This is a genomic window from Microcoleus sp. S13_C3 (assembly GCF_036700905.1).
Lineage (GTDB): Bacteria > Cyanobacteriota > Cyanobacteriia > Cyanobacteriales > Microcoleaceae > Microcoleus.
The window spans coordinates 21,201-35,088 of record NZ_JAUBPT010000055.1; the positions used below are offsets into that span (position 1 = coordinate 21,201).

12 protein-coding genes are annotated in these 13,888 nt (G+C 44.2%); 8 read left to right on the forward strand and 4 right to left on the reverse strand.

Annotation, left to right across the window (positions count from 1 at the left end):
* The 4 genes from QUA16_RS16640 to QUA16_RS16655 all read left to right on the forward strand — a co-directional run bounded on the left by QUA16_RS16640 (window position 1) and on the right by QUA16_RS16655 (window position 4,796).
* Window positions 1–675, forward strand: a complete 675-nt coding sequence (locus QUA16_RS16640) for a nitroreductase family protein (protein ID WP_333104359.1) — start codon at window positions 1–3, stop codon at window positions 673–675.
* Between the two features lie 159 nt (window positions 676–834).
* Window positions 835–2,724, forward strand: a complete 1,890-nt coding sequence (locus QUA16_RS16645; protein ID WP_333104360.1) for a hypothetical protein — start codon at window positions 835–837, stop codon at window positions 2,722–2,724.
* A gap of 169 nt (window positions 2,725–2,893) precedes the next feature.
* Window positions 2,894–4,030: an AAA family ATPase gene (locus QUA16_RS16650; protein WP_333104361.1), complete on the forward strand. Its 1,137-nt coding sequence runs from the start codon at window positions 2,894–2,896 to the stop codon at window positions 4,028–4,030.
* A complete protein-coding gene (locus tag QUA16_RS16655) occupies window positions 4,023–4,796 on the forward strand; it encodes a hypothetical protein (RefSeq protein ID WP_333104362.1) in 774 nt (257 codons plus the stop codon). Before QUA16_RS16650 ends, QUA16_RS16655 begins: the two co-directional genes overlap by 8 nt.
* A 113-nt stretch (window positions 4,797–4,909) precedes the next feature.
* On the opposite strand, the gene QUA16_RS16660 is transcribed toward QUA16_RS16655, so the two are convergent.
* Both QUA16_RS16660 and QUA16_RS16665 read right to left on the reverse strand, forming a co-directional pair.
* On the reverse strand, window positions 4,910–5,551 hold the full coding sequence (locus QUA16_RS16660; protein WP_333104364.1) for a Uma2 family endonuclease: 642 nt from the start codon (window positions 5,549–5,551) through the stop codon (window positions 4,910–4,912).
* Between the two features lie 180 nt (window positions 5,552–5,731).
* The gene (locus tag QUA16_RS16665; protein ID WP_333104365.1) at window positions 5,732–6,511 is read right to left on the reverse strand and encodes an ABC transporter permease; all 780 of its coding nucleotides are present in this window, start codon (window positions 6,509–6,511) and stop codon (window positions 5,732–5,734) included.
* Between the two features lie 127 nt (window positions 6,512–6,638).
* Here QUA16_RS16665 and QUA16_RS16670 point away from each other — a divergent pair, with 127 nt between their 5' ends.
* Complete coding sequence (locus QUA16_RS16670) at window positions 6,639–7,796, forward strand: DegT/DnrJ/EryC1/StrS family aminotransferase (protein ID WP_333104366.1); 1,158 nt, start codon at window positions 6,639–6,641, stop codon at window positions 7,794–7,796.
* Between the two features lie 156 nt (window positions 7,797–7,952).
* Here QUA16_RS16670 and QUA16_RS16675 read toward each other — a convergent pair whose 3' ends face one another.
* On the reverse strand, window positions 7,953–8,231 hold the full coding sequence (locus tag QUA16_RS16675) for a hypothetical protein (RefSeq protein ID WP_333104367.1): 279 nt from the start codon (window positions 8,229–8,231) through the stop codon (window positions 7,953–7,955).
* Window positions 8,232–8,279: 48 nt separating this feature from the next.
* On the opposite strand from QUA16_RS16675, the gene QUA16_RS16680 reads away from it, so the two are divergent.
* The 3 genes from QUA16_RS16680 (at window position 8,280) to QUA16_RS16690 (ending at window position 11,636) form a co-directional block, all read left to right on the forward strand.
* Window positions 8,280–9,956, forward strand: a complete 1,677-nt coding sequence (locus QUA16_RS16680; RefSeq protein ID WP_333104368.1) for an AarF/ABC1/UbiB kinase family protein — start codon at window positions 8,280–8,282, stop codon at window positions 9,954–9,956.
* A gap of 195 nt (window positions 9,957–10,151) precedes the next feature.
* Window positions 10,152–10,493: a hypothetical protein gene (locus QUA16_RS16685; protein WP_445305410.1), complete on the forward strand. Its 342-nt coding sequence runs from the start codon at window positions 10,152–10,154 to the stop codon at window positions 10,491–10,493.
* A gap of 192 nt (window positions 10,494–10,685) precedes the next feature.
* Complete coding sequence (locus QUA16_RS16690; protein WP_333104370.1) at window positions 10,686–11,636, forward strand: NAD-dependent epimerase/dehydratase family protein; 951 nt, start codon at window positions 10,686–10,688, stop codon at window positions 11,634–11,636.
* Window positions 11,637–11,771: 135 nt separating this feature from the next.
* Here the strand turns inward: QUA16_RS16690 and QUA16_RS16695 are convergent, their stop codons facing one another.
* Window positions 11,772–13,670: an Npun_R2821/Npun_R2822 family protein gene (locus QUA16_RS16695; RefSeq protein ID WP_333104371.1), complete on the reverse strand. Its 1,899-nt coding sequence runs from the start codon at window positions 13,668–13,670 to the stop codon at window positions 11,772–11,774.
* Window positions 13,671–13,888 lie beyond the last annotated feature (218 nt).

Consider the following 13,888-nt stretch of genomic DNA (forward strand, 5'->3'; position numbering starts at 1 on the left):
ATGACAATTGAAATCCAACCTTCAATTAATGTTAAAACGGCGATCGAAAGCCGGCGGGCCGCGCGCAGTTTCCAACCCGATCCGATTCCCCCAGCAATATTGGCAGAGATTTTGCGATTGGGAGTGCGATCGCCCTCTGGTTACAACTTGCAGCCTTGGCGGTTTATCGTACTTCAAAACGCAGCCAGCAAGGAAAAATTAAAAGCTTGCGCCTTCGATCAGCGCCAAGTGGTAGAAGCCCCAATAGTATTAATCTGTTGTGGCGATCGGCGCGCCGCCAGGCCCGAAAACACCGAAGCCGTCATCGACTTGGGCAAAACCACAGGCGCAATGAATGACAATTTAGCCGGTTATATGCGACAAGCAATCCCGCAATTGTTCGAGAACCGTCCCTGCTTCGACTCCCTAGAAGCTTGGACAAACAGACATACAATGCTCGCAGTAGCCCACTTAATGATTGCAGCTAAAAGCTTTGGGGTTGACAGTTGTCCGATGGAAGGTTTTGTCAGCGCTAAGGTGAAAGAAGCCTTTCAAATTCCCGAAGAAGTAGATGTTTGCTGTTTGCTGCCGCTTGGTTATGCAGCAGCACCTTTGAAACAATATGGCGGACGTTTTGACGTGACTCAAGTTTATTACAGCGAAAGTTATGGACAGGCTTTGCAAGCTGAGATTTGAGAGTTAAGATTTTGTTGCAACTTGAATTTTAAGAGTTAAGATTTGGAAGGAATCGGTGCCCAAGTTCAAACAAATCACAAATCCCGACTGTTCTGCAACCTAAAATCTAAAATTCAAAATCTAAAATCGAAAGTGGTGATATCAGAGAGAGGAAAAAATATGACAGCAGCAACGCGACAAAGCAACGCACAAATTCTGGAAGTAAAATTGCAGCAACACTTGCAAGCAGCCGGATTTAAAAACTTACCGCTTTATATTAGTTGTGATTTTCGAGATGAATCTTTAACGGTTGTGGGAGAACACCCGCGCAGTTTAGTTCTCAAAGCCAAACCGACTTTTGCGGTGCTAGAAGCAGCAATTCTCGAAATAGAACCAGCATCTATTCAACAGATTGGACTTTGCCTAAAAATTACCGGGCAAAAACAGCCTTATGCTTTCCATTCTTTTACCATGCACCAGCCTGTTTTGTCAAGACCAAAAACAGTGCTGTTGTTCAAAAAAACCGAGAATCCCCCCGCAGAAGAAACCGGGATAGTATTAACAGAAAATGTAGCCCAGACGGCGGATGTAGAGGAGGAGATACCGTTAGAAACGGATGGGAAAGATGCGTGGGATGAAGAATATTTCCCCAATTTGTCTGAGAGTTCCAGCAATTCCGAGCCGATCGCCTTTAAGGTAGCTGCAATCCCGGCAGATATTGCAGACAATCCCTTCAATCCGCTGGATATGGAAGTGGTAACAGTTGCCCAAAAACCCAAGCATTCACCATTTGCGATGCTGGCGGCAGCAGGAATGGTCAGTGTCGCCGCGCTAGTTTTGGCAGGCGGTTATTATATGCTGAGCCGGCCCTGCGTCATCGGAGGATGTAGTGCATTAGCTAATGCCAAACAGTTGAGCGAGAATTCAACCAAGACGCTGAAAACGTCAAAAGTTGCCAACAGCCCCCAAGAAGCGCAGCGACAGTTAAAACAGGCGATCGCCCTTTTGGAACCGATTCCCTCATGGTCAATTCATCGCGGTGAAGCTCAAAGCGCTCTGGAAAACTACCGTTCGCAAAATCAGAATTTAAACTCTGCGATCGATGCAGCGCGCCTCGCACAGTCAGCAGCCCAGAAAACCCAAAATCCGCCTTATTCTGCCGAGGACGGGCAGGAAGCGCAAGCTCTGTGGCAAAGTGCGATCGCCGAACTCGGAGAAATCCCCCCAGACAGCCCTGTTTATCCATTTGCTCAGAAAAAGTCAAAAGAATACCGGAAGAATGTAGCAACAGGAAATCGGCAGTTAAGCACAGAGAAAAAAGCGGAAAAAACCCTGCTCGCGGCCAAAAATACAGCCCAAATAGCAGAAGCTCGCGAAGCAGTAGCGACTACTGCCGAGACTTGGGATCAAGTGCAATCAGGTTGGGAAGAATCCCTCGAAATCCTATCAGAAATTCCCACGAACACGACATCTTACCAACAAGCTAAACTGCTAGTTCCCAAATACGAAACCAAACTTTCAGAAGCTCGCGAGCGCAAAAATGTCGAAGGAATTTCGGAAAATGCCTATACTCAAGCTGTGACTTTAGCAGCGGAAGCTCGAATTTTTGAGGGCAAAAACGCCTGGTTTAAAGCATCTGAATCCTGGCGAAGAGCTTTGAGTTACGCTGAGCAAGTGCCGGCGGCAACTGCCTATTCTCCGAAAGCCAAACCGCTGATCGCTTCCTACAAAACTTCATTGCAGCAAGCAGAAGTAAAGTTGCAGGAAGAAAGGAACCTGCAAAAAGCCCGCACGGATTTAGATAGAACTTGCAAAGGCAACCCCAAGATTTGCGACTATACTGTTAGCAAAGATTTGATTGCGGTGCAGATGACTCCAGGTTACGTGCAGAAACTGCAAGAAACTTTCATCCAAGCAAACAACAACAATGCTGTGAAGACTCGCCAAGCTGTAGAAAAGCACGTTCAAACGTTGCAAAAAGCTTTGGAGGCGATCGCCGAAAATGCCAAAATCCCTATGCAGGTGTACGATGGCGAAGGCAAGCGGATTGCGAGTCACGAACCGAAGTAAGCTGTTACGGCATTTAATTTTAGTTTTTGGGGCGGGCTAGGAGCAACGCCCCACTCATTGTTTCAAGAAACAGGAGAGTTAAAACTAGATCCGCGCCAACAACTTAGAACATCCGAACACACGCTACAATATCGGCAATCAAAAAGTATAAAAGGATCTGAGCAATCAAATGCTACAAAAGGTAAAACTTCATAACTTCAAAAGTCATCAAGATACAGAAGTTAATTTTGAGAGTTCGCGCCTGCACGCACTCGTAGGACAAAACAGTTCTGGTAAAACATCTGTTTTGCAAGCATTGCATTATCTCAGTCGGCTTGCTAATTCATCATTTGACAATATTTTTCAGCATGAAAGAGCGCCTCAATTTATTACAACAATGGGGCAAGATAATATGTCTGTTACTGCAACTGGTTTTTGGAAACACCCAGATATAAATGATTGGAAAGCTTCTTATGACTGGAGACAAACCGTTAATCATAAGTGGACTTTTAGAGCATCTTGGAAGGCTGATAAAAACCCGGAATATAGCCAAGTAATCTCTGAAACTTCCTTAATGACTACGGAAGAGCCAATTCAGCAATCTTTGAGAAACGCAGTTCATCTTAAGCTCGTAGCCAGTAATCTTGCTAAAGCAGCTTACAGTGATGCAATTACACCGCGAGTTGAGTTCGATGGTTCAGGCTTAGCACCTACCTTAGACTATCTTCGTGACGAAGCTCCAGATAAATTTCAATCTTTAGAGAAAATGTTGAAACGGATTGTACCAGGTGTACGCGAGGTAGGGGTAAGGCGAGCTAAAGTTATGGTCAATCGCCAACGCTTAATCGAAGTCGATGGCAAATCTATCTCCTACGAAGAAAGTCAGGAAATTGTCGGGAAAGAAGTTGTCCTAGATATGAATACTGGTAAGCGTATTCCAGCCCATGCTATTAGCGAAGGAACAATGCTCGCTCTCGGATTATTGACTGTTTTGATGAATCCCAATCAACCTAATTTAGTGTTACTAGATGATGTCGAACAGGGACTCCACCCAAAAGCGCAACGAGAATTAATCGCTGTTTTCAAGGAAATTATTCAAGAAAACAGCAACCTGCAAATTATTTTTTCGACTCATTCTCCTTATATTGTCGATGAACTTATTCCTTCTCAAGTTCATGTATTAAGTAACAACAATTCAGGTGTGACTCGTTGCAAACGCTTGGATGAACATCCTGATGTAGAATGGGCAAAACAAACTTTAACCACCGGAGAATTCTGGGATGCGGAGGGAGAAGATTGGGTGGTTGCAGGAGAAATAAATGATTGAGTTTGTGGTGATTGTGGAAAGTAGCGCAGATGCAAGAACCGCTACTAAATTAGCCGAGCGCCTTTTAGTGGATAAAATTGATTGGTTAGACTCTGGACAGCTTCAATATTTATTTCGTTGGAGTGGCTTACAAGAAAATACAGAACATTCCTGTTGGCAAGATATTAATCAAATTATAGATAATTTGCAAAAAAGCTTAGGATTCCGTCCTCCAAGGTATTTAGGTCATGGTAAAGATGGAGCATTAAAAGCTGATGGTGCAGCAGCTATAAAAATTCTGAATTTAGTACGATTTCTTCAAAAAACAAGACAGATTAAAGCAGTTCTCCTGATCCGGGATTTAGACAATCAACCTCAGCGAAGAGAAGGTATTGAGCAAGCACGTTCTGCACACATCAATCGACAACCTAAATTAGAAATTATTATTGGTACAGCCGACAGAATGCGGGAAGCCTGGGTATTGAATGGGTTTATTCCATCTAATCAAGAGGAAGAACAAATTCTTCAAGAGATAACGACACAATTGAGGTTTAATCCTTGCGAGGATTCACACAGACTGCGCTCTAACTCATGGAAAGAACCCGATCGCATTAGAAATCCTAAAGTTGTTGTCGAAAAGCTAACAGGTGGCAATATGGAACGCGAACAACAGTGCTGGGAAGACACGCCTCTGGAATTTCTACGAAAAAAAGGTGTTTATACAGGCTTAACAGCCTATATTGATGAAATCGAGGAACGATTAATTCCCATCATTTTATCTGACTAAAAAAGTAATTCACGATTTACGCATCACCTCTATATTGCCGGTTTGCACTGCGCGCCTTACCGCTATGAGTAGCGAGTAAAATCACTTATTGCATAAGTCCTGTTCATTCAAAACTAATCGGTATCCCCAGCAATTTCATCCCCAGTCAATCCAGCTTGAAAAACTTGTTTAGCCGTCAAATTCAACTCTGGAAAACTTGGCGACTCAATCCTATCATTTCCCCGAAACAAACTCACCTCATACTCGCCATCAACCAACTGATAAACCGATATCGTTGGTTGCTTAGGATTCCCGATAAACCTGCGACCGCCCAAACCGAGATAATCCACAATCCAGTATTCAGGAATCCCAATTAGTTCGTATTCGCCTACTTTTTTGATGTAGTCATCTTGCCAATTCGTGCTAACTACTTCAATAACCAGCGGAATTGATGCGCCTTGAGTCACGGTTGAGAATTTTTTCCACATAGGTTCTGACGCTAAGTTGGGGCGATTTAATATCGGAATATCGGGCGAATAAGCTGATTCGTTTTCCAGTGGCTTAACTAATGCTTGTTTGGGGATGAAGTACGGAAGTTTTACCTTTCTAAACTCAGCAGTTAACTCTGAGGCTAAAAAACCGATAACTTCTTCATGGTCTCCTAATGGCTGTGACATTTCAACAATCTCTCCATTGTGCAGTTCATAACGTCCGTTTTCTGGCTTCCATTCCGCAAATTCTTCAAAAGTTAGCGTTTTAGTTGCTGTTTGAATCATGGTTATTCTCCTTAGTGATGGCTAGGGCGGGCTAGAAGCCCACCCCACAAGATAACTCACTCTTTGTGGAACAGGCATCTTGCCTGTTCATAACAATACTGCCACATACAAGTTCCTACCTACATTATATTATCAATTCCCAATGTCCTGTTTGGCCAATTCCCAATGCCCAATTCCCAATTACCATTTTATCAATTGTGCATCTTGATTGAAAAACTTCCGGGACAATCCCTCAGTCAACAGCAGAGTTGCGATTACAGTTGCCAGCGCTAACACAAACATAATTAAAATCTGGTAAGATGCTGCATCGAGAGGACTGACACCGCTCAGCATTTGACCTGTCATCATTCCGGGTAAAGTCACGATTCCTACCACCGTCATTGTATTTAACAGCGGGATTAATCCAGCTTTGATCGCATCTTTGCGGTACTGCTTTACTGCTTGCTGCGGCGTCGAACCTAAACTTAAATGGGTTTCTATTTCTAACTGGCTGCTATTAACTGTACTCACAAGTCTTTCGCCCGCGATCGCCCCGGAATTCATGGCATTGCCCAATATCATACCCGCTAAAGGAATCAGGTATTGCGGTTCGTACCAAGGGTCAGGTTGCAAAATTAGCAAGTTTGTATAGGCGAGAGTCAAGGCCGTACTTATCAAAATTGAACCCCAAACTAAGGGCAGTAAGTTCTTGATTTTTTTGCTGATGCGGTTGCTGGCAACCATGCTAGCTGTTGTCAGCATGATTGCTAAAACTGCTAAAACCAGCCAAGGATTTTTCCCCTCCGGGTCAAATATGACTGCGAGCACGTACCCGACTAAGATTAGCTGGATCAGGGTGCGCCCCGCCGCGATCGCGATCGCCCCCTCCAATCCCAATCCCTGCCACGCCGAAAGCCCGATCGCGATCGCCACCATCCCCAAAGCCCAACCCAAATCTGTAAAATCTAGCAGAATTAACACCGGCCCACCCTTTCGATAATGTGATTGTTTGCCTGTCCAAATATAAGATATTGCAATAAAGGTTTCTGAGAAACAGTTTTGCTGCAAGAATTTGCTTTGATAATCCTTGAAATTTATGGTGTGAAGAGTGAATAATGTTCCCCCCCTCGACTTAACCCGCCAATACGCGCAGATTGGCGACGAGATCACCGCTGCGGTGCAAAAAGTGCTTGCCTCTGGCGGCTACGTAGGCGGCCCGGCCGTGAAGAGTTTTGAACGAGAGTTCGCCGACTACATCGGCGTTTCCGAGTGCGTTGGCTGTAACTCCGGCACCGATGCCCTGATTTTGGCTTTGCGAGCTCTCAAAATTGGCCCTGGCGATGAAGTGATTACCACTCCTTTTACCTTTTTTGCTTCGGCTGAGACAATTAGCGCCGTCGGCGCCACTCCAGTATTTGTCGATATTGACAGCGAGACTTTTAATCTGGATGTCGAACTCCTCGAAGCGGCAATTACCGACAAAACCAAGGCAATTATGCCCGTCCACATCTTCGGCCAACCGGTAGACATGACTCGGCTGATGGAAATTGCGACTCGGCACAATTTAGCCGTAATTGAAGATTGCGCCCAGTCTGTCGGGGCCGAGTGGCAGTCTCGAAAAGTCGGCAGCATCGGCCATGTCGGCTGCTTCAGTTTTTATCCGACCAAAAACTTAGGCGCTTGCGGTGACGGTGGCGCGGTGACGACAAACGATCGAGCCCTGGCAGCTTCGATGCGAATGCTCAAAGAACACGGACAGTCTTCTAGGTATTTCTACGAAGAAATCGGCTACAACAGCCGTTTAGATGCCCTGCAAGCAGTGATTCTCAGCATTAAATTGCGGTATCTCGACAGTTGGAACGCCCAGCGGCAGGAGAAAGCGGCACTTTACAGCGAATTTCTCTCCCGCGTACCCGGAGTTGCCGTCCCCAAAGCATTGCCAGAAGCAAAAGGAGTTTGGAATCAATACACGATCCGGCTGACAAGTCCAGAAGACGCGCAAAATCCCTCTGGCAATTTCCGGGACTTGGTGCGGGCTCAGTTGCAGGAAGCTGGCATCGGTTCGATGGTTTACTATCCGTTACCTTTGCACCTGCAACCTGTTTACAAATCTTTAGCTTATCAAGCAGGTCAATTGCCAAAGGCTGAGCAAGTTTGCCACCAAGTCTTGTCTTTGCCGATGTTCCCGGAACTGTCGAGGGATCAACAAGAGCGGACGATTTATGGTCTGAAAGATTGCTTGGCAAAGGCCGATCGCATCCGGTAGCTTTGGCGCGATGGCATCAGCGAGGGAAATGCAGGAGGAGAAAAGAATTGCAGGGTTGCATTGCTGTGAGAATGTGCAGGGTTCAGGGAGAGCTGTTAAGTATTTTGACTGATCACTTGTACTTTTATGTACTATATTTAATGAAAAGAAACAAATTTAGGCTAGCAATCCGCCTCGAACGGGTGCATTTTCCGCTCGCCTAAAACTTGCAGTGCGATCGGTCAATGATGAAGAAGGAAGTTCGGCAACGGATTCTGTAACGGATGTAACGGATGTAACGGATTTCAGGAAGAGGGAAGAGGGAAGAAGGAAGAATAAAGAATAAAGAATGTTGGAACTTTCGACTTCTAATCCCCGATGCCCGATGCCCGATGCCCGATGCCCGATGCCCGATGCCCGATGCCCGATGCCCGATGCCCGATGCCCGATGCCCAATTCTCAATTTAACCTGTAATTTTCAGAAGATAAGAGGAAAATAAACGAGTGCCTCAGTATCAATTCACTCAGGCTAGACGCTACGATCCACAAGCGATCGCTCAGTATTACCGCAACCGTCCTTGGAAAGCAATTTGGCGCGCAATTACCGTGATTTGGTCTTTTGCGGGCTTTGTTCTGGGGATGCTGTGGGACAGTTGGCAGCACGAAGTCGCAGCACACCAGCCGGAACGGGCCGCCCACCTGCGACAAATACTCACTCGCTTGGGCCCAACTTTCATTAAAGTCGGCCAAGCCCTTTCTACCAGACCGGATTTGATCCGCAAAGACTTTCTCGAAGAATTGATCAAACTTCAGGATCAATTGCCGCCGTTTGACTCGGTGCGCGCTTTCGAGATTATTGAAGCGCAACTCGATCGCAAAATTAGCGAAACCTACAGCGAAATCTCCCCCGAACCTGTCGCCGCGGCAAGTCTCGGTCAAGTCTACCGAGCTCGCCTCCTCACCGGAGAAGCAGTAGCAGTCAAGGTTCAGCGACCGAATTTGCTGCCAGTCTTGAGCCTTGACCTTTACTTAATGCGCTGGGCGGCTGGATGGTTGGGCCCGTTGTTGCCGCTGAATCTCGGTCACGACCTTTGTTTAATAGTCGATGAATTCGGTATCAAATTATTCGAGGAAATTGATTATATCAATGAAGGACGCAACGCCGAGAAATTTGCTACAAATTTTGCCGACGACCCGACAGTAAAAGTTCCCAGTATTTACTGGCGCTATACTTCAAATTGCGTTCTGACTCTTGAATGGATTGACGGCATCAAGCTGACAGATATGGCAAGTGTTAAAGCCGCAGGTTTGGATACCGATAGTTTAATTGAAGTCGGAGTCCGCAGCGGTTTGCGACAGTTGCTGGAACATGGATTTTTTCATGCTGACCCCCATCCGGGAAATCTGTTTGCCTTAGCGGATGGCCGCATGGCTTACATTGATTTTGGGATGATGGATCAGATGGAAGAAACAACTAAAGAAACTTTGGTTGATTCTGTCGTTCATTTGATCAACAAAGATTACTTACAGTTAGCTAAGGATTTTGTCAAACTTGGCTTTTTGACTCCAGATACAGATATTATGCCGATCGTCCCGGCGTTGGAATCTGTACTGGGTGATATCGTCGGCGAAAAGGTGTCAGATTTTAACTTCAAGACGATTACAGACCAGTTTTCGGAGTTGATGTACGATTATCCTTTCCGAGTGCCGGCGAAATTTGCCTTAATTATTCGCTCTCTGGTGACAGAAGAAGGTTTGGCCCTGACGCTGAATCCGAATTTCAAGATAGTCGAGGTGGCGTATCCTTATGTAGCGCGGCGTTTGTTGAACGGAGAATCTCCGGCTCTGCGGCGGCGTCTGATTGAGGTATTATTCAAAGATGGCAAATTCCAGTGGAACAGGTTAGAGGACATGATCGCGATCGCCCGATCGGATCGCAGTTTCGACTTGCTCCCCACAGCACAACTAGGCTTGCAATTTTTGCTATCAGAGGAAGGGTCGTTTTTAAGACGCCAGCTAATGTTAGCTTTGATTGAGGACGATCGAATCCACACCGAAGAAGTTCGCAGCCTGTGGAACTTAGTCAAGGAAGATTTGCAGCCCAGTCGCCTGTTCAACGTTGCTCTAGGCGCTTTGACGGAGTTTTCCACAGCAGGAGCAGCCGCGCTAACTCGATTTTAGTCATTAGTCATTGGTCATTAGTCATTAGTCATTGGTTATTTGTTGGTTGTTAGTTGTTGGTTCTAATAACTAATTCCCCATACCCAATGCCCTGCGCGGGCCAATACCCCATGCCCCATGCCCAATTCCCCATTCCCCCTTCCCCCAATTAAGGAATTATTCGTGTATTATTTTCCAGAACCTCCCTATTTTTTTATGTCGGCTGGATTACTAGCAGGTATGGCTTCCGGCGTAGCATTTGAAGCAACTCTCAAACAATCGGTACAACAGTGGTCTAAAAATCGTTCTACTCGCACCTTGGCTAACCTGCCAAGGCTGCAATTGGTCATACCTTTTCTGGGAATGGCTGGCGGTATTTGCGTATTTTTAGCTTCGGGGATGGAGATTTTTGGCTTCCCCAAACTACTTTGTTATGCCCTAGCTTTGCCACTGACGGTACTCACTGGCTGGCTAGTTTGGACTCAGCTAGGTAAGCTTTTGATCGAGTTAGAACGCGGAGGTTCCCAAGCGCTGGATTTAGATTCTTTTGAACAATGAAAGTTAACTATCAACTTCTTTTGTGAGAAGCAAGGGGGTTGATAGTTATCTAGGATTATCCTATTTGATGCTTTTTGAACCGCAGAGAACGCAGAGAGCGCAGAGGAAGAGAAAGAAGAAGATGACAACTTAGGCAATAATTTGTGTAAATTTTTGAAAATCTAAAATCTAAAATCTAAAATCTAAAATCGAATGAGTATTTTAATTGTTACGGGTGCGGCGGGATTTATTGGCTCTAATTTAGTAGAAACTCTTTTAAATCAAGGGGAGACGGTGATAGGTGTTGATGAGTTCAACGATTATTATGATCCGGATATAAAGCGCAAGAATATTGCACGATTTGAAAGGTATCCGGGTTTTGAATTGGTGGAAGGCGATATTTTGTCTCTAAATTGGCGAGGTCTTTTATCTGATGCGAAGGTAATATTTCATCTGGCGGCGCAAGCAGGAGTTCGTGCTAGCTGGGGCGATGGTTTTCGCAGCTATACCGAACGCAATATTAACAGCACTCAAGTATTGTTAGAAGCGGCAAAGGATGCGCCAAGATTGAAAAAGTTTGTCTATGCTTCTTCTTCTTCAATTTACGGCAATGCTGAATCTTTTCCCACGAATGAAAATGCTTGTCCGCAGCCGGTTTCTCCCTACGGAATTACGAAATTAGCCGGTGAACGTTTGTGCGGGCTTTATTACAAAAATTTTGGTCTTCCCACTACTTCGCTGCGCTATTTTACTGTTTACGGGCCCAGACAGCGCCCCGATATGGCTTTTCACAAGTTTTTTAAGTCGATTTTGTTTGACGAGGCGATTTCAATTTTCGGCGACGGATTGCAAACGCGGGATTTTACTTTTATCAGCGATTGCGTTGCTGCGAATTTAGCGGCGGCTGAGGTTCCAGAAGCTGCGGGGGAAGTTTTTAATATTGGTGGGGGAAGTCGGGTAGTTTTGAAAGAAGTTATTGATACAATAGAGAGGATTGTCGATCGACCTATTCGGATAGATTTTACCGAAGCTGCGAGGGGAGACGCGCGGCACACTAGCGCGGATGTGTCTAAAGCCCAGAAAATCTTAGGTTATCAGCCACAGGTTGCTTTAGAAGAAGGATTAAGGCGCGAATGGGAGTGGATTCAGTCTGTGTACAGTTAGAGTACAGTTAGAGTACAGTTAGATGCTATCTATCCCAGAAATTCCGCAACTTAAATTGAACATTGTTGATTTTTTGAATTCGCCAACTTTTGAGGTTTATCTGCAATCGAAATGCTGCGATTATAGCATTATCTTTTAGAAAAAATCGCACTTTTTGTTAGTAGTAATGGCTTCGATAATTTTATTCAAAACTTTTTTAGAATCAGTCATTGTACTTAGCCAATAACTGCCTGAATGTAGCCGATGATAATAACTTAAATTACTCACAGCATACAAGCTGCCGCCACTTTTTAACCACAAATAATTGAAAGCGGCGACATCGGAAGCTTGCACGCAAATATCTTGATTATCGTCGGCACAATCCAGGTATTTCTGTACATTGACGAAGTAGTTTCCATCATTAATAAAATTGCGAAATAATTTAGGATTTGGATTATTTAGAATTAATTCTCGTGCTTTTTCAAGATTGATTTCTGTATCAGAAAATAATTTAAAGTTAAAGTAGGGATTTGCGGATGTCGGACAGTAAATTAGGTTGGGCTTCCATGCAGTTATGTGGTAGAGTCTATCGACATAAGTTTCGCTCAAGGCATTGTCAGAGTCAAGAATAATTGCCCACTCATTTTTGCAGTGGGAAATCGCCATAATTTTGCTTTTATACGCACCAAAATTTTGCTCACCTCTGCGGATAGAAATCTTAGGTGACAAGTTTGCTATATTTGCTTGCATCCTAGAAAACTCTTCGGGGGAGGAAGCATCATCGTAAATAATAATATCATCAATGCGATCGTCATACAAAGCATTGCACAATGCCCCTACAACCAAACTAGAACGGTTAAAATGGGTAATAGCTAGAGATATTTTACTTCTGTTAGCCACAGACGGACGCCGAATTGAAGTTAAGCGAACGCCTAGAAGGCTTGTCCGCAAGTCCATCATAATTTTGTAATACTGTTGGTAAACTTTTTTTTCGAGTTGTAAACTACGAATTTTTCGGCCAGCTTTTCGCAAAATATTCATTTCTGTATTTGCCAATCTATACCTAAAGTTGATATTTTTTTGCCGGACAAAGGTTTTGGCCTTTCTGTATCCGCGCACTAGCAAACTTGGGGATTTGAGTTTGGGGCATTTTTCCGGCGACTTCAAATAACGGTAATGCAGAAATACATCTCGGTAGGGAATCTCCACATCTTCACCAGCACACAATAGATTAATTTTGGTAGCCGAAATACTCATGTAGTGCAAATAAGTCAACCGTCGCCCTTTGTCATATATAACATAATCTATCACATCAAATTGAGAAGACCAATGATTCCCCGTTACCTGTTCGGGTTGAGTATATGCAAAGTTGTAAAAAGATATTTTGCTGCGGGCAACTAAATAGTTAAGTAAAGATTGGTCAGCGCCCCGCAAAGACATAATTTCCGCTTCTCCTAATGTTAATTTTTCTAAAAATAGAGAAGCATTATTTCGATTAAAAACCCCGGTTTTTGACGCAAACCAACCCGCACAAAAAGTATGAGAGGGCAGTTCGTCAATATTTAAAATTTGAGGTAATTTTGCGGAGGACAAATCAAATATATAATTGAGGTCGGATTTGTATTGAAAATCGTTGGCTACCCAATCAAATTCATCTAGTTTTTGATAAATATAATCTAGAGAACCCATTAACAGAGTGTCTGCGTCAAAATAGATAAATTTATCAAAAGGGCCGTCGAAACAACATAATTTTCGGTGCATCTCCAAACATTGAACAGGTTTCAAACCTTTAGATTTCCATACTTTTTGAGCTTTTGCATGAGTTTTCCAAACTTGAGTCGCAAAGTCTTCCCAGAAATGGATGGAATCGCTATTTTCAAACAGGCTGACATGAGGACGAGTTGCAATTTCTACTCGCACTTTTGTGATTCTGTCATCATAGGGAATGATGCAAACTGGAATATCTTTTGCCCCATTGACTTCGAGGCTGTTTAATAAAGCGACTAAGTGGTCAAAAACAACATCGTTTGCCAGAATATAAATGCCGTCAGCCATAGTTTTTTAGTTAATAAGTAACCCAGCGCATATATATTGCTTTTTAGGTGCGGGCAAGATGCCCACACCACAACAAATAAAATTTATTGATTGTGGAACAGGCATCTTGCCTGTTCTCCAAAGCTTGTTGGCTGTCAGAAACACAACAAATAAAATTTATTGATTGTGGAACAGGCATCTTGCCTGTTCTCCAAAGCTTGTTGGCTGTCAGAAACACA